This window comes from Stackebrandtia soli (genome assembly GCF_965137155.1).
GTDB classification, from domain to species: Bacteria; Actinomycetota; Actinomycetes; order Mycobacteriales; family Micromonosporaceae; genus Stackebrandtia; species Stackebrandtia soli.
Window position 1 is genome coordinate 1 of record NZ_CBCRZX010000022.1, and the last position, 19,348, is coordinate 19,348.

A 19,348-nucleotide genomic window follows, 5' to 3' on the forward strand; every position below is an offset into this window, starting at 1 on the left:
CCCGCCACCACCGACGGCACCCGCCCGAGCGACTGCGCCCGCGCCACCGCGTGCTGCAAGCGATACGCCGTACTCTCCAACACCGTCAAGTTCGTCATGGCCACACCCTAGGCGCTGCCCAGCACCCCACACACCCCGACACAAACGACACGACCCCGAGCGACCGCCGCCACCTGATTCACTAGAACCCATGCTGACCCTGAACCAGTACGACGACCTCACCACCGCCATCCACCGCATCGCCGACGAAGAGATCCTCACCCGATTCCGCCGCCTCACCACCACCGACATCATCGAAAAACACCCCGGAGACCTCGTCACCACCGCCGACCGCCGCGCCGAGGAACGCCTCACCGAAACACTCCAAAAAGCACTCCCCGGTTCACTCACCGTCGGCGAGGAAGCCACCGACGCCGACCCCGCCATCGTCGACCACCTCCACGCCGACACCCCCGTATGGATCATCGACCCCGTCGACGGCACCTCCAACTTCGTCAACGGCGACCCCTACTACTCCTGCCTCGTCTCCCTCGCACACAAAGGACAAACCATCGCGTCCTGGATATACGCGCCATCCCTACCCCTCACCGCGGGCGCCCTCAACGGCCACGGCGCATGGATCAACAACAAACCGGCCACCCTCGTCAACCGCCCTTACCACGGCACCTGGGACGTCGTCACCACCCACCACAACTACACCGCCGGCTACCACACCGTCCTCAACGGACTTCGCCACCCCCACATCCACACCACCGACTGCAAGAGCGCCGGACTCTCCTACCTCGACCTCATAGCCGGCAAACACCACGCCCTCGTCTACACCTGGGAAAAACCCTGGGACCACGCCGCCGGCCTCCACATCCACACCACCCTCGGCGGCACCAACACCACCATGGACGGCACACCCTTCTCCATCACCGGCGCCAACACCCTCCCGTTCATCACCGGAACCCCCGACGCCATCAACGCCCTCACCCCACTCCTCGCCCCACAAACCTAGGAAGGCACTAACCGCCCACGATCCGCCGCACCGACCCGTACACCGGATTCGACCCCACCGCCTCACGCAACTCCCGACCCGTCACCCGGATATACCCCTGCGAGGCCGCCAACGACCGATGCCCCAACAACTCCATCACCTCCACCGCGCTCGCGCCCGCCTGCCCCAACCGCGTCGCGAACGTATGCCGCAACGCGTGCACCAGAGCACCCCGCTCCACCGCGTCCGACACACCCGCCCCCCGATAACACTGACGCACCAGATACTGCAACTGATTCCGCGTCAACCCCGACCCCCGATGATCCACGAACAACGCCGACTCCACCGGCAACGGCCACACCCCCAACCGATCCCGCCGCGACGCCACATACGACTCCACCACCAACTCCAACGGCCGCTCCACCGGAACCACCCGATCCCGATCACCCTTACCCCCGCGCACCATCAACCGCAGCTCACCGTCGGCACCCACCACATCGCACACCCGCAACGCCAACAACTCACTACTACGCACCCCCGTCAACAACAACACCGCCACCACCGCCAGATCCCGCTGCGGCCAAGGAAACCGAGACCGCCGCGCCCCCGACGCCACCGCCACCAACAACCGCTCCGCCGTATCCTCACCCCGCAACGGCTTCGGCAACCGATCCCCAGGACGCGGACGCACCACCCCCGACATCGGATTCCCCGCCACCACACCCTCACTCACACAGAACGCGAAGAACGAGTTCCACACCGACCACGCCCGCGAAATCGACGACTTCGCCCGCGACGCCGAAAACCCGGCGAAAGCCCTCCGCATCACCTCCACCGTCAACCCGGAACAATCCACCCCCGAAACATCCACACCCAACACCTCACCCACGCACCGACCCACCGCCACCAAATCCCGCCGATACGCCGCCACCGTGTGCGGCGAATCCTTCCGAGGCGCCCGCGAAACAAAGAACTCCTCAACCGCCACACCGAAATCCACGCTCAACCTCCACGAAACAACACCGGCACACTCAACCGGCAGTATCCACCCCCGGTATGACGCCACCACGGAGGACAGAGACCATGCACATAAGACCCACCACGCCCAACGACGCCGCCGCCATTCTCACCATCCACCAACACGGCATCGACACCGGCAACGCCACCTTCGCCACCACCACACCCACCTGGCCCGAATTCGACGCAACCCACCACGCCCAACACCGCTTCATCGCCACCGACGAAACCGGCCCCCTCGGCTGGATCGCCGTCACCCCCACCTCACACCGACCCGTCTACGCCGGCGTCGTCGAAAGCAGTGTCTACATCCACCCCCGCGCCCACAACAGGGGAGTAGGCACCGCCCTCCTCCACACCCTCATCCACTCCTGCGACAACGCCGACATCTGGACCATCCAAGCCGGCATATTCCCCGAGAACACCGCCAGCCTGCGCCTCCACACCAACGCCGGATTCCGCGTCGTCGGCACCAGCACCCGCATTGGCAAACACCACGGACGATGGCGCGACGTCACCCGCCTCGAACGACGCAGCACCACCGTCGGCGTCGACTAGCGATGGGGACGCAACGCCACGAGGCCCTCGAAACACCGTGATCAGAACGTCGACCACCCGACCGACGACGGCCCGACACCCCCACAGCCGAACCCCGAGGCAACGGAACAGCCTCTAAACCAAACGGCACACGCCCCGACTCCAAATCCAACAACCACCGCTTCCGCTCCACACCACCCGCATATCCCGTCAACGACCCGTCCGCACCCACGACCCGATGACACGGCACCACAATCGACACCCGATTGCGCCCATTCGCCGCGCCCACCGCCCGAGACGCCCGCGGCACCCCCAACAACCCCGCCAAACCCCCATACGTCACCGTCTGCCCATAAGGGATCTCCACCAGCGCCCGCCACACCCGATTCTGAAACTCCGTCCCCCCGAAACCCAACGCCACATCGAACCGCGTCAACCGACCGTCGAAATACTCACCCAACTGCTCCACCAACGACTCGAAACCCGACTCGACCCGCACCCCGAACTCCGCGTCCGCCGGACGGTACCGCTGACCATCCACGAACAGCCCGACCAGCCGACCCTCCTCACCCACCAAGGTCAACCACCCCAAGGGCGAATCCACCACCCGAAACACCCGCTCCATCACGCGCTCCCCTCCACGACGGCCGGCGACGACCCACTCAAATCCGGCAACCGATTCGCCTCATGATCACCCAAAGCCCACAGATGCTGAACCGCGTACGCCCGCCACGGCCGCCACCGCGACGACCACTCCACCAGACCCGAGACCGCCGTCGGCAAACCCAAGCGCTCGGCACCGGCCCGCACCCACAGATCGCCCGGAACGAACGCGTCCGGATCGCCCACACCGCGCATCATCACCATCTCCACCGTCCACGGCCCGATGCCGCGCACCGCCGACAACCCGGCCCGAACGGCACCCCAATCCGAACCGACCCCGACGTCCACCGCGCCAGAGGCCAACGCGTCCGCCACCGCCACCAACGCCCGACCCCGCGACCCCGGCATCGGCAGCGCCGCCGGATCCACCCCCGCCAACACCTCCATCGACGGGAACAACCGCGACACACCACCACCGACGTCCACCACGGGCTCCCCGAACTCCTCGACCAATCGGCCCGCCACCGTCCGCGCCGCCGCCGTCGACACCTGCTGGCCGATCACCGCCCGCACCACGAACTCAGCCGGATCAACCGACCTCGGAACCCGACGCCCACCGGCCGCCGCCACCAACGGGCGCAGCACCTCATCGTGAGACAACACCTCGTCCACCGCCACCGGATCCGCGTCCAAGTCCAGCAACCACCGACACCGACTGATCGCCGCCGACACGTCCCGCATGTCCGACAGCGACAACTCACACCACACGACGCCGTCACCCCGCCGCAGACCCACCACACCCGTGCCGAACGGCAACCGCAAAGACCGCCGCAACACGCCGCCACTCCACTCTTCGACACCGGGCACCGCCGTCGCCACCAGGTGTCCCCACAGCCCCTCCACATGCAACGGGCCACGGAAAGGCAAACGCACCAACAACCGACCAGGGGAGTACCCGACCCCACCGCGCGCCCGCTCACGCAGGGCACCCGGCGTCATCCCGAACACCGACGCCACCGTCGCGTTGAACGACCGAACGCTCGCGAAACCCGCCGCGAACGCCACCTCGCCCAACGGCATCCCCGACGACTCGATCAACAACCGCGCCGTCTGCGCTCGCTGCGCGCGTGCCAACGCCAACGGGCCGACGCCCAACTCCGCCTGAACCAGCCGCTCCACCTGACGAACGCTGTACCCCAAGCGGGAAGCCAAACCCGGCACCCCCTCCCGGTCGACCAGTCCCTCACCGATGAGCCGCACCGCCCGAGCGACCACGTCAGCCCGACCGTTCCACCGGGGAGAACCCGGCACCGCGTCCGGCTGGCACCGCTTGCACGCCCGAAAGCCCTCCCGCTGCGCAGCGGCCGCAGTCGCGCAGAACCGCATGTTCTCCGGTTTCGGCGTACGCGCCGGACACGACGGCCGACAGTAGATCCCCGTAGACACCACACACGTGAAGAACCACCCATCGAACCGCGCGTCCCTTGACGACACGGCCCGTACGCAACGCTCGACATCCTCATGCACCCGACCAACGATGCCCGCCACCCATGGCAACCGCTAGCCGAAAAACGACATCACAGTGCCTCGGACCTCGACCCCACGACTGAATCGGACAAAAGGGACATCGCGAGGGGGCGCTCGCCGTCCGATCGGGGGAGCGAACGGTTCAATGGAATCGGCTGGGGGAGAAGCAGTGTGGCGAGGAGATTCGGAACATCGAATCGATATGACGAAGGGGGCTGCCGGAGGGCGCCATCGCCGACGGAAGGGTGATCGTCATACGTCCACTATCGCCACACCATTCACAACTGAATCACGCATAATCGCACTTATGCTGAATTCACGCACGTATCAGCAGAACCGCCCCCCAACACGCCACTCAGACCTTGATCCGATCGCGCCAGTCTGGCGGGACTCTCCCGGCTGGGCCCGGTGTCGGCTGATCAACCGGATGCGACTGCGGGGCAGCCAACCGGGGACCGGACGCCCTGGTGCCGTCGGCGTAGTCGTAATACCAGTTCTCATCAGGCTCAAAACTGGTGACGAACCGGTGGCCGGTATCCACGTGGTGTTGCGTCGCGTGTTGCGAAGGCGATGTGTCGCAACATCCGATGTGGCCGCATGCCGCACAGCGACGCAGATGCACCCACCATCCGGCACCCTCGCCCGCGAGACATTCCACGCAGCCGGTCCCGCTCGGCGGAACACTCGGGTCGATGTCGTTCATCGTCATGTCAACCACCCCCGCGGCGACTCTAACGATTCGTTCGCCGCCAGCGCCGCGACTTGGCTCCTTCTCGGCCCGTCCTTCGTTGGTTGATAATGAATATTATGTCAAGTAAAGCCTGATCGACCCCTCCCCGAAGCCCCACCTCCGAATGTCCGAAAAGCAGTCAGGATCACTGACATCCCGGGGCGGACGGTTGCTGATCTGCGCGAATGTACGATCGGCGACATGGTGACGCGACTTGTTCAGATTGCGATGAATGCTCGGGATGACGCCGCGGTCGGCCAGTTTTGGGCGAAGGCGCTCGGTTGGGGCATCTCCAGCGAAGGGCCCGGCGTGACCAATGTCGAGCCGGAGGGCATCGCCTATCCCGACCCCACCGCCGTCTTTGTGGACGTCATTTCCGTTCCGGAACCGAAGACGGTGAAGAATCGGGTACACGTCGACCTCGCCACCACCTCGGCGGCACACCATGCGGACCTGATCGCGCGCCTTAAGGACCTCGGTGCGACGCCCGCCGACATCGGCCAGGGCGACGACGTGCCGTGGACGGTTCTCGCCGACCCGGAGGGCAACGAGTTCTGCGTGCTGGAACCCCGACCGATCTACCAGGACACCGGGCCGATAGCCGTGGTGGTGGTCGACTGCGTAGATCCGCAGGCCATGGCCCGGTTCTGGGGCGAAGCGATGGACTGGACCGTGCACGAGGTGACCGACGATCACGCGGTGCTGCGCTCCGCCAAGGACGTCGGCCCGTATCTGAAGTTCCTCCGCGCAACCGACACGAAGACCGTGAAGAACCGCGTCCATCTCGATCTGCGGCCGTACCCCGGTGACGATCACGCGGCGGACGTGGCCCGACTGCGTGCTCTCGGCGCCACCGACATCGACCTCGGTCAAGGCGACGTGCCGTGGGCGGTTCTCGCCGACCCGGAGGGCAACGAGTTCTGCCTCCTCACTCCCCTCTGATGTGACGCGGGGCGCCGTCCACGCGAGCGCTTTCGCCCGTGCCGCAACGCAGCCACCGAACTACCCGGCCCGATCAGAGGACACCGACCAAGGTCAGCTCGAGATTCCGCGGATCACCGCCTCGGTCACGCCTCAGATTGATGAGACCGGGCAGACGGGGGGTCCATCGTCTTCTTAGGCGTCTCGGTATTTGTCCCGGACCTCGGGAAGCCTCTGGAAGCCGGCTGACGCGTAGGTGGCGACGGCGCCGACGTTGGAACTCGACGTGCAGACGATCGCGCTCGACGAGCCCAACTCCTGGAGCGCCGCCGCGGCGGCGATGGTGATCGCCCTGCCGTGACCGTGACCGCGTTGTTCTCGGTGTACGCCCATGGGTTCGAGCAACCCTGGTTTGCCCGGTCCGGCGGACCACACCGTCACGGCTGCCACGGCGTTGTCCTCGTCGTCGTACGCGACCAGACACCTGGCGTCGGCGTACAAGAATCCACTCGCCATCGCGTGCCAACGCTCGTCCGTGAACGTCGAGCCGTCGAACGCCGCCCGCTGTACCGCGGTTCGCACATCCGCCTGCTCGGGTCCGATCACTTCGATCCGCACCCCCGGGGCCGGCACCGGCTCATTGAGGTCGCGGCTCAGTGGAGTCCACGGTTCGTCGGTGTTCCAGCCGGCATGGGACAGTCGATTCTGGGCTAGGGCGTCCATCGGCGCCTCGATGTTGACTCTCCCCTCGATCAGTACGCCGCGCTTCGGTTCGGCGGCGTCGTTGACGAGGCGCTGCGCCAACTCCTCGTCCTGTCGAGCGTCTGGAGCGGTGGCCACTCGCAGCAGGTTGGGGCCGTCCAGCAATCCGACGGCGAGAATGCGACCGTCTCTGCTCCATGTCCGGAGCGCGGTGGCCGTCGCCTCCGCGCCGAACCGCCAGAACCAGCCCAGGTCGCCCGGATGGAGTTGCATCGGTGCTCCGTCGTACTGCCATTCCCCAAGCACGTCCGCAACCTTGTTGAGGTCTTTGACCTCTGGTGTGCCCAAGGCAATCGTCATACTCGTGATCACATACCACCGCACCGACGATCCGCAACTGGTTTAGCCGGTGGTATGAATCCCCCGCTATAGTCCATAATGCTGTGTGATTTCTTGCGCCGTTCGAGGGAAGGCGCGGGCGTCTTGTCGGTGGGATGACGTTGTGGCCACTTTGAATCCGGCGGGCTCGTCTCGCGGACAGCCATCGGTGTTCATTATGGACATCGCTCCCCCGGCTCAGGGGTGACGGGTCCCGGAACGGTCTTGCGCAGGCGACAGCGTCGGCTCATGCCAACTCACGAGTCACACCCACACTCTCGAATTATTGTGTGTTGAGGCCGGCCAGGCGAGGTCGTCGATCGCCAGCCATGGCGCGGCGGCCAAGACCGTGGGTGTGGTTCCGGTGAACGCCTTGACCTCGCGGTGGAGATGGGACTGGTCGACGTACCCGCTGGCGGCGGCCGCCCGGGCGGGGGCGTGACCTGCCGCCAGCAGGTGGGCGGCATGGTCGAAGCGCACGAGTTGGGCGGCACGTTTGGGAGTGATGCCCAGCTGGGATCGGAAGCGGGACCACAGGCGTTTGCGGCTCCAGCCGGTTTCCTCCGCCAAGCGGTCGACCTGCATGAGCCCTCGGCTGTGGATCGTCCGCCGCCACACATAGGACAGCTCTGGTTCCACCGGACGATGGGCGTCCAGGCGGCGGCCGAGCAGGTCCATGGCCACGGCGAACCGTTCGTCCCAGGAGGCGGCGGTGCGCAGCCTGTCCTCGAACTGCTCGGTTTCGCGGCCCCACACTTCGTCCAGGCGCACCACCGTTCCGCTGAGCTCGGCGGACGCGCCGAATACCGCGCTGGCCATGATCGGTGACAACCGGATCTGAAGGCATTGGCCTACCCAGCCGCCTGCCCGGACCTCGCCGGGAAGCAGCCCGGCGACGACACTGCCGCGTCCGTGGCTACCGTGGGCGTCATAGACCAGACCATCGCCTTCGCTGAGGTCGATGAGCAGAGTGATGGACGGGTGCGCGACCATCGTGATGTTCACGGGTGCCGGGGCACTCTGGTGGAATCCAGCCATGCTGATCCCCGGCGGCAGGCCAGTTCGGCGCGGGCGTGTGATGTCCATCCGCGACCAATCAGGTGATGTTCCGGTCAACGGCATGCCACGAGGCTAGGTGTTGAGGAATCGTGGTGGTCAGTGGCCCTTCGCCGCGAAGTCCAGGAGTAGTCGGGCGGTCGCCTCGGGCGCTTCGAGCATCGGCATGTGACCGACGGCGGGCAGTTGCGTGACGTGCGCGCGGGGCAGGGTGTCGTACTGGTACACCGAGGTGGGATCCCAGCGGGGGTCGCTATCGCCGAAGACTGCCAGCACCGGCACGTCGAGGGCGGTGAGGCGCTCGGGCACGCTCCGATCGGCTATGTAGGCACCGTTTTCGCGCAGCACGGTCGTGAATGTGCGGTAGGTCAGGCCTCGCATGCCTGCGACGAATTCGGCGTCGATGTCCACCCGGCTGTGGCACGTGGCGCTGATTCCTTTTCGGATCACGGCGTCCGAACGCAATGCCCACAGCAGTGGCCCGATCGGCTTGGTCGTCAGCATTCGGACGATCGCCGGTTGTCGCAGCAAGGCTTCAGGACTGGGCCCGGTGCTGATCAGTGCCAGCGAACTCACCAAGTCCCGGCGTTGCTGTGCCAAGGCGGTGGCAATGTATCCACCGCTGGAGTGCCCGGCCACGATCACGTGGTCGAGCCCTAGCTCGTCCAGCAGGGCAGCCACCCGGCCGGCCTGCTCGGTCACGGCGTACGAGGATGACGACGGCGACCGGCCGTGGCCGGGGAGGTCGACGCGAATGACATGGTGGTGACCGGAAAGCATTGGCACCACGGGGTTCCAGGAGCTGGCCGCGGCTCCCGATCCGTGGATGAGGAGCAGCGGTGGTGACTGTGGTGGGCCGTCGTGGATCACGTGCATGCCCTGCGATTGCTCGGTGAAGTGTTGACTCATGCCGACGATGATGCCCACGCCGTCGGCGGGCCGTCTTGGATAAATGTCAGGCGGGGCGATGCCCGCATGGTCCAGCTGCCACCGCCGCGCCACCACATCAGCTCCGGCCGTTCGCATGAGCACTCATCGCGGGGCGGCGTTGTCCTGGCTAAACGAGTTGTGTCGCCAGCTGGGCGCTGCTTAGCATGACGTTCCTCGCGGGCACGAGGACGTGCCCGTTTTCTTTTGCTGTGGTCAGCAGATTGGATACGCCGGGATGACCGCTCAGCTCTTCGCGCTCAGCATCGACGCCAACGACCCAACCCGTCTCGCGAACTTCTGGGCGGGAGTCCTGGGGTGGGAGACCGCGGACGGTACCACCCTTGTCCCCAACGATGACACCGGATTCCGAATACGATTCCTGCCCACCCAGGAGGAGAAGACGGTTCCGAATCAGATGCACTTCGATCTGACGAGCCAGTCCCCCGAACAACAGCACGAGACGGTGGCGCGGGCACTCGAACTCGGTGGACGCCACATCGACATCGGACAGACACCGGAGGAAGGACATTTCGTCCTCGCCGACCCGGAAGGCAACGAGTTCTGCGTCATCCCGGCCGGCAACAACTTCCTCGCCGACTGCGGCTTCGTCGGCGCGCTCGCGAGCGACGGGTCGCAGGCGGTCGGGTACTTCTGGAGCAAGGCGCTGAACTGGCCCCTGGTCTGGGATCAGGACGAGGAGACCGCGATTCGTTCACCCCATGGTGGACCGAAGATCACCTGGGGTGGCCCGCCGGTTCAAGAGAAGTCCGGCAAGAACCGGCAGCATTTCGACCTCGCTCCCCCGGCGGGCGGTGATCAGCAGGCGGAGGTCGATCGTCTCGTCTCCCTTGGTGCGACTCGTATCGACATCGGCCAGGGCGAGGTCGACTGGGTGGTAATGGCCGATCCCGACGGCAACGAGTTCTGCGTGTTCCCGCCGCTGACCTAACGGGACGACCCTCCATCATGGGCGCGCCGGACGCGGGTGGTCCGAGGGTCCGTCGCGTTGATCCGACCGCCATGGACTGAACGAAGACCGGACGAATGACGGTCGCACCTGATCGGGTGCGACCGTCGTTCGTCCGGTTCAACGAACCCGGTCTTATGCGAGCGACATGGTGCCGTGTTCTCCTGCGGCCTGGCTGGCGAGCTCTCATTGCCTTGCGGGCAGTCCGTCGTCGAAGAGACGCGGGCCGCCACCGAGGAAAATCGGGAAGACGGTGAGCGCCAAGCGGTCGACCTTGTCTGCCGACAGCAGCGCTTTGATGATGCTCGCGCTGGAGAGCACAAGAATGTCGCCGCCTTCGGTCGTCTTGAGTTTGGTGACGGCTTCGGCGGTCGGCTCGTCGACGACCGTCGTTCGCTCCCACGGTGCCTCGTCGAGGGTCGAGGAGAAGACGACCTTGTCGGTCTCGACGAGCCACTTCGCGAAGGCCTCGTCGCGAGAGTCGGCACCCTCCATACCGATGACGGAGGGCCAGTAGCCGAGGAAGCCCTCCGCGTTGACCCGCCCGAGCACCGCCGTCGTCGCCGACTCTCGGAGACCCGCCATGTGGTCGCGCGCGACGTCGGTGACGGCGTACGGCATCACCCAGTTCATGTTCAGCGGGTCGATCGGTCCGGCGTAGCGGCCGTCGAGGGAGAGGCTCATGTTGGTGACGACCCTGCGCCCGCTGAACTGCCCTGTCATTTCGTGCTCCTTGTGTTGGTGTCGTCCGGTTCCACGGCGAGCGTCGCCGCGAGTTTGTCGAGGCTCTGACCGAAGCCGATCTCGATGCCCGCGATGAAATCCGCGGAGTCGACGGTGCTGTCGGTGATCCGGTATCGGACGTCGAGGTCCGTGCCGGTTGCGTTGGGCCGCAGGCCGAAGTCGATGTGGGCGGTGAAGGCGAGCCCCCCGTCGGGAAGGAGTGGGGAGAGCCGGTAGGAGAGGCGCTCGTTGGGACTCACATCGACGACGACGCCCTCCCCTCGTCCGGCGATCACGTCGGTGCCGTCGATGTCCTCGACATCGCGGTACTCCTGGACGATCCGGCCGCCCGGTCGTGCCTCATAGACGAGTTCGGAGACGCGGAGGTCGTCGGGCGTCCACCATCGAGCCAGCAGGGCCGTCTCGGTGAGGTGGCGCCAGACCCGCTCGGGTCCCGTCGAGAGCTCTCGGTGGAACTCGAATGATCGACCGTCCGCCCACTTCGACTCCCCCGCCGCCAGCCGCTCGTCACGGACGCTCAACCCGTAGCGGTCGAAGGTCGCTCGCGGGCCGTCGACCTGATCCACTGCGTCGGCGAGCCGTGTGAGCGCGTCCGCGAGCTCCCTCAGTGGGGCGGACTGGAGTGCGTAGACGCGGCGCTGACCGGTGCGCTGGGAGGTGACGACGCCCGTGCGTTCGAGCGTCTGGAGGTGCTTGGTCGTCTGCGGCTGGCGCGCCCCCGCGAGCTGAGCGAGGACGCCGACCGGTCGGGGTCGCTCAGCAAGCAGGCTCACCAGCCGCCATCGGGCCGGATCGGCCAGTGCTGCGAGAAGTGTGTCCATACTCAGAAGTATTCGCCACAGCGAATATTCTTGTCAAGGAATATTTTTGGGAATGTTCGAGCCGCAGCCCGCGCCCAGCCCAAACACCTCGGATAACCTGCCACTTGGGTCAGGCACGAACCTGACCACCGCGAAGGAGGCCACGGGATGCGAATCGTGACGAGCGCCGATCGGCCCGATCTGGAGGTTCGGGCCGGTGACGCCTTCCGGGTGCGATGGCCGGAGTTCGTCTTCCACGATGATGTCGTTCCCAGGTACCGGAAACGGATTTCGGAGTACTTCGCTCACTTCGACGTGCTGCTTCTCGAAGGGGACGAAGTCGCCGCCGGAGGTTGGGCGGTTCCCTTCGCCTGGGACGGCGGCGTGCAGGATCTCCCCGATGGCTACGACGGTGCGCTCGCCAGGTCTGTCGACGATCATGAGGCGGGGCGGGTGCCGACCGCCGTGAGTGTCATGGCGGCCGCCGTCGCACCGGCGTATGACAAGCGGGGGTTGGCGACTCAGGTCTTGGACGCGCTGAGGACGCGGGCCGTCGAGCAGGGCATTCGACAGGTCGTGGCGCCGGTGCGCCCCACATTGAAGCACCGTTACCCGCTTCAGTCGATAGCCGAGTACGCGAGCTGGGTTCGAGACGACGGCCTCGCCTTCGACCCGTGGATCAGAACGCATCAGCGCATGGGGGCGACGATCCTCGGGCCAGCCGTGCGGTCGATGGTCATCACGGGGACCGTATCGGAGTGGGAGTCCTGGACCGGCATGCGCTTTCCGGCCAGCGGTGAGTACGTCATCCCGGACGGTTTGACCACGTTGAGGGTGGATCGCGGCATCGACCGGGCGACGTACGCGGAGGAGAATCTCTGGATGCGACACCAGTGAGTCGTTCGGATGCCCTTCCGATCGTTGGATGCCCGCCGGTGCGGTTATGCCGCGCAGAACTCGTTGCCCTCCGGGTCCTGCATGATCCACCAGTGTCCGGCGGGTCCTTTGTCGAGTTCGCGGACGCGGGTCGCTCCGAGCCCTTCAAGTCGGGTCACGAGCTCGTCGAGTCCCCCTGGTTCGCTGTGGATGTCGACGTGGAGGCGGTTCTTGACGGATTTCTCCTCGGGCACGTCCTGGAAGAGCAGCCGCCTGCCGTGACCGACGCCGCTGGTGGCGTCGAACGGGTCATCGGGGTGCCGGATCGCGGCGTAGCCCCGGAAGATCTTGCGGTCGTGGTGTTCGACGACCGCGTCCTCCCCGAGGTGGCCCGCGGACAGCAACTGCTCGATGAGAGCGCTGGGATCCTCTACCTCGTATCCCAGGGCCGCGGCCCAGAAGTCGGCGAGAGCCGGGGCGTTCTTGGTGTCGATGACGAGCTTCCAGTTCAGTGCCATGCGACTTTTTATACACGCGCCCACCGACCTGACGGCCTGGTTGGAACGGTCGCGCGTGCCTTAGCCGGGTGGCTCCGATGGTGACCGGAGCGCGAAGGCGACCAGTTCGAATTCCGGCCAGGACGGTGGTGCGTCGTCGTTGGCGGTGGGGCTTTCTTCGAAGTGCAGTTCGACGCCGCTGTCGATGATGTGGACGGTCAGGGAGTATCGGTGACTGGGGTCGGCGAGTCGTAGGGTCCAGCCTTGGTGGGCGAATTCCGGGAGCATCTCGGCGAGTGTGCGGGACTTGTCCTCGCAGATGATCCACGGGTCGACTCGAATGTTATCCACAGTGGTTGATCGACGGAGGTCGGGTAGGCGGTCGCACCAGATGAGCGCCAGTCGGTCGTCGACGAAGTGGAGTTCGAGCGTGCCGTATGCCCAGATCGCCGAGCCTGGTGGCAGATCGATGCCGTCGTCGACCGCAGGGGGCAGTGTCTCGCGGAGGAGGTTCATCGAGTCGCCGATGCGGATGGTTCCGAGTGTGCCGGTGCCGAGGAAGGTCGCGACGTCGAGTTCGATGGTCGGCGGGGATGCGGCGGTCATCGCGTCAATCGTAGGTGGTCGCGCACGGACGCGTCGGTGTCGACTGTTTCGCCGGCCCGCCGGACGTATGGTTTGTTTGTGTTCGACTCGGTTGTGGATGTGTTGAGGGACTTCGGTTTCGTCATGCGCGGTGCGCTCGAGGACCTTCCCCGGGGGTGCGACAACGTGAACCTGCGCGTAGCGACCGACCGGGGTGACGCGGTGGTACGGCGCTATTCGGGGGCGTCCGTTGACGCGATCGCGGCGGAGCTGCGATTGGTCTCCTTTCTGGCGGGGCAGGGCTTTCCGACGCCGGGTCCGTTTCGGACCGGTGCCGGTGAACTGCTGCTCGACAAGGTCTACCCGGTCGCGGTGTTCCCGTTCGTGGACGGCGCGGCCCCGGCGGTCCTCGACGTGTCGTTGGCCAGGCGGTGTGGTGAGTTGCTGGGTTGGTTCCATGTGCTGGCCTCGGGTTGGGCGGATGAGCGGATTCCCGTGATCGATCGGGTCGCGGTGTTGCGAGAGTCGGTCGTGGTCCCGACGTGTGTGGACGACATGGGAGTGTGGCGGGACGCCGTGTCCCGGTTCCTCGATGGACGGTGGGCGGAGTTGGAACGGCTGGGAAGGGCGCCGTCGGGGCCGCTGCATCATGATCTGCATCCGGACAACGTGCTGGTACGGGACGGCGAGGTGGTGGCGCTGCTCGATTTCGGCGAGTTGAATCGCGGTCCGCTGCTGATCGATGTGGCGCGGGCGTTGTTCTATTTGGCGGTGTGGCACCCTGATCGGCGGTTGCCGATGGAGGCCGCTTCGGCCTTGTTGGAGGGTTATGACCTGGTGCGGCCGTTGAGTTTCGCGGAGCGGGCGTTGGTGCCGGTGGCGTTCGAGTTGTCGGCGTTGGTGGACGCCGCGGAGTTTCTGTCGAAGCACGCGCTCATGCTGGGGATACGGTCGGTGAACGAGTGTCACAGCTGGTCGGTGTTCGTTCGCAACGCCGACGCGGTGGGGCGTTTGATCTTTTGAGGGCTGTTTCGTTTGCTTGCTCGATCACCCTGTGCGACGAGAATCGCGCTGTTATGTTGACGGAATGTCACGACAGATGTTCGTCAATCTTGCCGTCAAGGATCTGAAGCGGTCGGTCGCGTTCTTCACGAAGCTGGGTTTCGAGTTCGACGCTCGATTCACCGACGAGAACGCCACCTGCATGATCATCAGCGACGACTGCTTCGTCATGTTGCTGGTGGAGGACTTCTTCCGCGGGTTCACGACCAAGCCCATCGTGGACGCCAGTTCGAGTACCGAGGTGATTGTCGCGCTGTCCGCCGACAGCCAGGGTGACGTCGATCAACTGGTCGAGGCCGCGCTGGCGTCCGGTGGGAATCGTTCGAAGGAGCCGATGAGCGAGGGCGGAATGTACTCGCGGAGTTTCTCCGACCCGGACGGACACCTGTGGGAGGTCGTCTACATGGACCCGGCGGCGATGACGGGTTGACCTGCGGGACGGGTTGACCTGCGGACGGTGTGCCCCTCCGTCGAGCGGAGGGGCACTGGCGCGTCAGGTGGCGGCCGGGAAGAGCCGGTCGAGCCAGGCTTGCCAGGCACGCGTCGCCTCGTCGCGGTCGATGTCGACGCCGTAGTAGTAGTGGACGACGTTGACCATCCCCCACGTGTCGGCGCCTTCACCTCCGAAGCGGTGTAGGCCGTTCTCGCTGCGGATGCCGAGCATGCCCTGTCCCTTGAGGTCGATGACGCCGTCGATGGGCGGTAGCCCCTCCGGAGTGGTGGCGGTGACCTTGTCCCCCACCTTGGCGTCGGCGGTGATGCCGAGTTCACGGTGGAACGTCTCCCACACTTCCGCGGAGCGCATGCTGGTCATGTTCAGCGCGAGGATGTTGGTGACGGGCTGGCCCGCGAAGCCGGCCAGGTACTCGCGGAGGTTGTGGAAGAACATGTCCCAGCCGCGGCTGTGTTGTTCGATCTGCCAGTCTTCGCCGAGGTCGCCGCTTTGGATGAGACGGAGGACGGTGGTCGACTCGTCACGTCCCTCGACGATGAACTCAAGGGTTTCCTGCGCTCCGTCGTTCTCTGACGCGAATACGATGCGACGGCCGGGATCCTGCTCGACGAGGACACCGGTGGATTCGTTGCCGGATCCGAAGTCGCCGACGATGTTGCCGTCGTCGTCGCTGTAGTGCGGGACGAACCAGGTGGAGAAGCCTTCGGCGGTGGAGACGGCGTGCCAGACCTGTTCAGGGCCGGCGTCGAGGGCGATCTCCTTCTCGAGTCGCTTCTTCTCGGTCATGGTGGTGTCCTTTCGTATATCCATTGTGTTTATTGCGTGGTTGTGGTCGGTTCGGCGGCGTTGGGGTGCATGGCGATGACGAGTCGGTGAGTGCGACCGTCGAGAGCGGTTCCGGCGTGGTACTTGGCCACGAGCCCGGTGACGGCGTCGGTGAGTTCCTGGGCGAAGGCGGCGCGGTCGGTGGCGCTCGCGAAGTGGATGTCGCCGTCCATCGCGTAGGTGCCGGGGATGTTGGCGCGATCGCGGGCGGCGTTGAGGAGCCGTCCGACGTCGCGGACGAGACGGCTCGCGGTGGCGAGGAGCCAGTTGGGGGTGGCGCGGGCGGTGCGGTCGGGGTCGGGTTCGGCCGCGCCGAGGACCGATGGGGAGATGACGTAGGACGCGGCGGTGGCCTGCATGACGCGTTCAGTGCAGTTGCCCTTGCGATTCTCGGCGACGAGTCGGATGAGGCCGTGGTGTTCGAGGGCGCGGAGGTGGTAGTTGACCTTTTGGCGAGTGAGGCCGACGTGGGTGGCGAGGGTTGTCGCGGACGCTGGTTCGGCGAGCGCGGCGAGGAGTCGGGTGCGGATGGGCGTGAGGGTGGCTTCGGCGATGGCGGCATCGTCGATGAGGGCGATTTCGTGCTGCATGGGGCCGGACTCTACACCGACAATTTTATCTGTCAAGGATCGGTGTGTTGTCGGTGCGGTGCACGGTGTCGCCGCGAGCGGGCCGAATCATGGGCTTGACGCGTGCGTTCGTCGAGCGGGTCACGACGAGCGGGTCACGACGAGCGGGAGACATCCGCCGAGGAGTCGTGACCATTGGGGACACTTCAGTGCGAGTTCCGTTTCGCCGCTCCCGCATTGTCGTGCCGGTGAGGCAGGATGGGGCGATGATGTCGCCGGAGCTGACGTTGACGACTGTGAACATCGGGGCGCCCGACGCGGCGTCGCTCGCTGATTTCTACGCGCGCCTGTTGGGGTGGACCGTGGTCGTCGCCGAGCCGCACTGGGTGCTGTTGCGGAACCCGTCCGGGGGCGTGGGCCTGTCGTTTCAGACGGAGGAGCACTATGTCCGTCCCGTGTGGCCGTCGGAGAAGGACGAACAGGGCGTGATGATGCACCTGGAGGTTCGGGTGCGCGACCTGACGGCGGCGGTCGATCACGCCGTCGCGTGCGGGGCCGTCGTGGCCGAGTTCCAACCGCAGGACGATGTGCGGGTCTGTGTGGATCCGGCGGGACATCCGTTCTGCCTGTGGCTTGACGGCCAAGTGTGATGCAGGTCATCTCCGGGATGTCGATTCGGGCGCCGAGTGGGACGTCAACTAAGTGAGAGCGTCACCGCCGAGGTGGTGCCAATACGTGGGAGGGCACGATGAAGTACGCGCTGTTGTTGTACGCCAAGGACGAATCATGGGCGAACGCCTCGGAGGAGGAGCGGGCGTCCGTCTACGCCGAGTTCGAGGCGTTCGGGCGCCTGCTGGCCGAACGGGACGCCGACCGCGGTGGGGAGGAGCTCGCGCTGTCGGACACGGCGACGACCGTTCGCTCATCGGGCGGTGAAACGGTCATCACCGACGGCCCGTACGCCGAGACCGCCGAGCAGCTCGGCGGCTTCTTCCTGGTGGAAGCGGCGGACCTGGACGAGGCATTGGAACTCGCGCGCGCGTGTCCCTCGGCGATCGTGGAAGTGCGTCCGGTCGTCGTACACGGTGCCTGACGAGGACGCGCGGATCGCCCTCGACCGGGCGTGGCGAGAACAATGGCCTCGCCTGGTCGCGGGCCTCGCGCGCGAGTTCCGCGACTTGGACACGGCGGAGGACGCCGCAGGCGACGCGTTCGCCGAGGCCGCCAGGACCTGGCCGAGGGGCGGCGTCCCCACGGAGCCGGCCGCGTGGTTGTGGGCGGTGGGGCGCCGCCGAGCCGTCGACAGGTGGCGGCGTACCGCCGTCGCGGAGCGGAAGGCACCGCTACTGGTCGGGTCTCGTACTTCGTCCGAACCGAACGACGACCGGGCGAGCATGATCTTCACCTGCTGTCATCCGGCCCTCGCACCCGCCGCGCGAGTGGCGTTGACCCTGCGATACGCCGCCGGAATATCTACAGAGGACATAGCGGCCCTCTTCCTCGTGCCGGTCTCGACGATGGCGGCACGACTGACACGGGCTCGCCGCAAGATCCAGCAGGCGGGCGTTCCGTTCCGTGTCCCGGACGCCGACGAACTTCCCGAACGACTGCCCGCCGTCCTATCGGTCGTCTACCTGATGTTCACGCACGGCTACGCGCCCGGGGACGTCGACGCCGCCGACGCGGCGATCAGCGTCGGACGGGTGTTGCGGACGCTCATGCCGACCGAACCCGAGGTCGCCGGGCTCCTCGCGTTGATGCTCCTGCACCACGCTCGTCGCGACGCTCGCGTCGACGACGCGGGCGAGCCGATCCTGTTGTCCGACCAGGATCGCCGCCGATGGCGGCATGCCGAGATCGTGTCCGCACTGCGCCTCCTGCGCGGTATCGATCGTGATCATGACGGTCGATACGTTGTGGAAGCCCACATCGCCGCCGAACACGCGATCGCCCTGACCGCGGACGCGACGAACTGGACTCGGATCGTCCGCTGGTACCGACGCTTGGAGACCATCACCGCATCACCGGTCGTGCGGGTCAATCGCGCCGTCGCGGTGACGCGTTCGGGTGACCCGGCCGCCGCGCTGGCGCTGCTCGACGGCCTCGACGAGGCGCTCCCCCGTTCCTCAGCTCTGTGGACGGCGCGTTCCGATGCGCTCGAACAGTTGGGGCGCGTGTCAGCGGCGATCGCCGCGTGCGACCGCGCCATCGTGGTTCCGCGCTCGGGAGGATCCGGCGGCAGGTACCCGTCGAAGTCCTTGAGGTCGGTACAGGGGTGCATCGGATCGCTGACATCGTCGGGAAGCAACAGGACCATGGCGGTGTCGTTCGCCGACTCGGTGTTCAGGAACGTGTCGGCGGCGACGCTCTCCCGCGTGACGTCGCCGACGGTGGCACACGCCAGCACGACGCGGTCGGTGTCGACCGCGCAGGCGTAGATCGCGACCTGCGTCTGCGTCACGAACTCCTCGACGATGTCGAATCGATAGTCGATGTGGACGGACTTCTCATTGGTCTGCGGATGGCGCGTGACGTCCCAACCGGTGACGGTCGCGGTCAGACCGATCGGGTCGCCGTTCCTGGTGACCG

At 66.2% G+C, this 19,348-nt stretch carries 22 protein-coding genes and 1 pseudogene; 10 read left to right on the top strand and 13 right to left on the bottom strand.

Annotated elements, in window-relative coordinates; all coding sequences use genetic code 11:
* Positions 1 to 190 precede the first annotated feature (190 nt).
* Complete coding sequence (locus ACM9NP_RS13960) at positions 191 to 1,000, top strand: inositol monophosphatase family protein (RefSeq protein WP_415647109.1); 810 nt, start codon at positions 191 to 193, stop codon at positions 998 to 1,000.
* 7 nt (positions 1,001 to 1,007) lie between these two features.
* Here ACM9NP_RS13960 and ACM9NP_RS13965 read toward each other — a convergent pair whose 3' ends face one another.
* Positions 1,008 to 1,805: a tyrosine-type recombinase/integrase gene (locus tag ACM9NP_RS13965; protein ID WP_415647110.1), complete on the bottom strand. Its 798-nt coding sequence runs from the start codon at positions 1,803 to 1,805 to the stop codon at positions 1,008 to 1,010.
* A gap of 257 nt (positions 1,806 to 2,062) precedes the next feature.
* On the opposite strand from ACM9NP_RS13965, the gene ACM9NP_RS13970 reads away from it, so the two are divergent.
* On the top strand, positions 2,063 to 2,554 hold the full coding sequence (locus ACM9NP_RS13970) for a GNAT family N-acetyltransferase (RefSeq protein ID WP_415647111.1): 492 nt from the start codon (positions 2,063 to 2,065) through the stop codon (positions 2,552 to 2,554).
* On the opposite strand, the gene ACM9NP_RS13975 is transcribed toward ACM9NP_RS13970, so the two are convergent.
* From ACM9NP_RS13975 to ACM9NP_RS13985, 3 genes are all read right to left on the bottom strand, one after another.
* Positions 2,511 to 3,158, bottom strand: coding sequence for a methylated-DNA--[protein]-cysteine S-methyltransferase (locus tag ACM9NP_RS13975; protein WP_415647112.1), 648 nt, complete (start codon positions 3,156 to 3,158; stop codon positions 2,511 to 2,513). The two genes, ACM9NP_RS13970 and ACM9NP_RS13975, sit on opposite strands and share 44 nt — an antisense overlap.
* On the bottom strand, positions 3,158 to 4,663 hold the full coding sequence (locus ACM9NP_RS13980; RefSeq protein WP_415647113.1) for an AlkA N-terminal domain-containing protein: 1,506 nt from the start codon (positions 4,661 to 4,663) through the stop codon (positions 3,158 to 3,160). Before ACM9NP_RS13980 ends, ACM9NP_RS13975 begins: the two co-directional genes overlap by 1 nt.
* 355 nt (positions 4,664 to 5,018) lie before the next feature.
* Complete coding sequence (locus ACM9NP_RS13985; RefSeq protein ID WP_415647114.1) at positions 5,019 to 5,366, bottom strand: UBP-type zinc finger domain-containing protein; 348 nt, start codon at positions 5,364 to 5,366, stop codon at positions 5,019 to 5,021.
* A gap of 228 nt (positions 5,367 to 5,594) precedes the next feature.
* Here ACM9NP_RS13985 and ACM9NP_RS13990 point away from each other — a divergent pair, with 228 nt between their 5' ends.
* On the top strand, positions 5,595 to 6,335 hold the full coding sequence (locus tag ACM9NP_RS13990; protein ID WP_415647115.1) for a VOC family protein: 741 nt from the start codon (positions 5,595 to 5,597) through the stop codon (positions 6,333 to 6,335).
* Between the two features lie 174 nt (positions 6,336 to 6,509).
* Here ACM9NP_RS13990 and ACM9NP_RS13995 read toward each other — a convergent pair whose 3' ends face one another.
* The 3 genes from ACM9NP_RS13995 to ACM9NP_RS14005 form a co-directional block, all read right to left on the bottom strand.
* Positions 6,510 to 7,376 carry a GNAT family N-acetyltransferase gene (locus ACM9NP_RS13995; RefSeq protein WP_415647116.1) on the bottom strand — a complete coding sequence of 289 codons (867 nt, stop codon included), beginning with the start codon at positions 7,374 to 7,376 and terminating at the stop codon, positions 6,510 to 6,512.
* 282 nt (positions 7,377 to 7,658) lie between these two features.
* Positions 7,659 to 8,480, bottom strand: a complete 822-nt coding sequence (locus ACM9NP_RS14000) for a helix-turn-helix domain-containing protein (protein ID WP_415647117.1) — start codon at positions 8,478 to 8,480, stop codon at positions 7,659 to 7,661.
* 69 nt (positions 8,481 to 8,549) lie between these two features.
* A complete protein-coding gene (locus ACM9NP_RS14005) occupies positions 8,550 to 9,359 on the bottom strand; it encodes an alpha/beta fold hydrolase (protein WP_415647118.1) in 810 nt (269 codons plus the stop codon).
* Between the two features lie 256 nt (positions 9,360 to 9,615).
* On the opposite strand from ACM9NP_RS14005, the gene ACM9NP_RS14010 reads away from it, so the two are divergent.
* Positions 9,616 to 10,329 carry a VOC family protein gene (locus ACM9NP_RS14010; RefSeq protein WP_415647119.1) on the top strand — a complete coding sequence of 238 codons (714 nt, stop codon included), beginning with the start codon at positions 9,616 to 9,618 and terminating at the stop codon, positions 10,327 to 10,329.
* A gap of 153 nt (positions 10,330 to 10,482) precedes the next feature.
* Here the strand turns inward: ACM9NP_RS14010 and ACM9NP_RS14015 are convergent.
* Together ACM9NP_RS14015 and ACM9NP_RS14020 are read right to left on the bottom strand one after the other, a co-directional pair.
* Positions 10,483 to 11,070, bottom strand: a pseudogene (locus ACM9NP_RS14015) (dihydrofolate reductase family protein).
* Positions 11,067 to 11,912 carry a metalloregulator ArsR/SmtB family transcription factor gene (locus tag ACM9NP_RS14020; protein ID WP_415647120.1) on the bottom strand — a complete coding sequence of 282 codons (846 nt, stop codon included), beginning with the start codon at positions 11,910 to 11,912 and terminating at the stop codon, positions 11,067 to 11,069. The pseudogene ACM9NP_RS14015 and the gene ACM9NP_RS14020 overlap by 4 nt, the downstream one beginning before the upstream one ends.
* A 147-nt stretch (positions 11,913 to 12,059) precedes the next feature.
* Here ACM9NP_RS14020 and ACM9NP_RS14025 point away from each other — a divergent pair, with 147 nt between their 5' ends.
* Positions 12,060 to 12,788 (top strand): hypothetical protein, encoded by a 729-nt coding sequence (locus ACM9NP_RS14025; RefSeq protein ID WP_415647121.1) that lies wholly within the window; start codon positions 12,060 to 12,062, stop codon positions 12,786 to 12,788.
* Positions 12,789 to 12,832: 44 nt separating this feature from the next.
* Here ACM9NP_RS14025 and ACM9NP_RS14030 read toward each other — a convergent pair whose 3' ends face one another.
* Both ACM9NP_RS14030 and ACM9NP_RS14035 read right to left on the bottom strand, forming a co-directional pair.
* Entirely contained in the window at positions 12,833 to 13,285 is a 453-nt protein-coding gene (locus ACM9NP_RS14030) for a VOC family protein (RefSeq protein WP_415647122.1), read from the bottom strand.
* Positions 13,286 to 13,345: 60 nt separating this feature from the next.
* Entirely contained in the window at positions 13,346 to 13,870 is a 525-nt protein-coding gene (locus ACM9NP_RS14035; RefSeq protein WP_415647123.1) for a hypothetical protein, read from the bottom strand.
* A gap of 78 nt (positions 13,871 to 13,948) precedes the next feature.
* Between ACM9NP_RS14035 and ACM9NP_RS14040 the strand changes: the two genes are divergently transcribed.
* Positions 13,949 to 14,872: a phosphotransferase enzyme family protein gene (locus tag ACM9NP_RS14040; RefSeq protein ID WP_415647124.1), complete on the top strand. Its 924-nt coding sequence runs from the start codon at positions 13,949 to 13,951 to the stop codon at positions 14,870 to 14,872.
* Positions 14,873 to 14,936: 64 nt separating this feature from the next.
* Positions 14,937 to 15,341 carry a VOC family protein gene (locus ACM9NP_RS14045; RefSeq protein ID WP_415647125.1) on the top strand — a complete coding sequence of 135 codons (405 nt, stop codon included), beginning with the start codon at positions 14,937 to 14,939 and terminating at the stop codon, positions 15,339 to 15,341.
* Between the two features lie 63 nt (positions 15,342 to 15,404).
* Here the strand turns inward: ACM9NP_RS14045 and ACM9NP_RS14050 are convergent, their stop codons facing one another.
* Both ACM9NP_RS14050 and ACM9NP_RS14055 read right to left on the bottom strand, forming a co-directional pair.
* Positions 15,405 to 16,151, bottom strand: coding sequence for an SRPBCC family protein (locus tag ACM9NP_RS14050; protein ID WP_415647126.1), 747 nt, complete (start codon positions 16,149 to 16,151; stop codon positions 15,405 to 15,407).
* A gap of 29 nt (positions 16,152 to 16,180) precedes the next feature.
* Entirely contained in the window at positions 16,181 to 16,780 is a 600-nt protein-coding gene (locus tag ACM9NP_RS14055; RefSeq protein ID WP_415647127.1) for an ArsR/SmtB family transcription factor, read from the bottom strand.
* A gap of 227 nt (positions 16,781 to 17,007) precedes the next feature.
* Here ACM9NP_RS14055 and ACM9NP_RS14060 point away from each other — a divergent pair, with 227 nt between their 5' ends.
* The 3 genes from ACM9NP_RS14060 (at position 17,008) to ACM9NP_RS14070 (ending at position 19,197) form a co-directional block, all read left to right on the top strand.
* Complete coding sequence (locus ACM9NP_RS14060; protein ID WP_415647128.1) at positions 17,008 to 17,409, top strand: VOC family protein; 402 nt, start codon at positions 17,008 to 17,010, stop codon at positions 17,407 to 17,409.
* 98 nt (positions 17,410 to 17,507) lie between these two features.
* The gene (locus ACM9NP_RS14065) at positions 17,508 to 17,852 is read left to right on the top strand and encodes a YciI family protein (protein WP_415647129.1); all 345 of its coding nucleotides are present in this window, start codon (positions 17,508 to 17,510) and stop codon (positions 17,850 to 17,852) included.
* Positions 17,845 to 19,197, top strand: coding sequence for an RNA polymerase sigma factor (locus tag ACM9NP_RS14070; RefSeq protein ID WP_415647130.1), 1,353 nt, complete (start codon positions 17,845 to 17,847; stop codon positions 19,195 to 19,197). The genes ACM9NP_RS14065 and ACM9NP_RS14070 overlap by 8 nt, the downstream gene beginning before the upstream one ends.
* Positions 19,198 to 19,348: the final 151 nt, after the last annotated feature.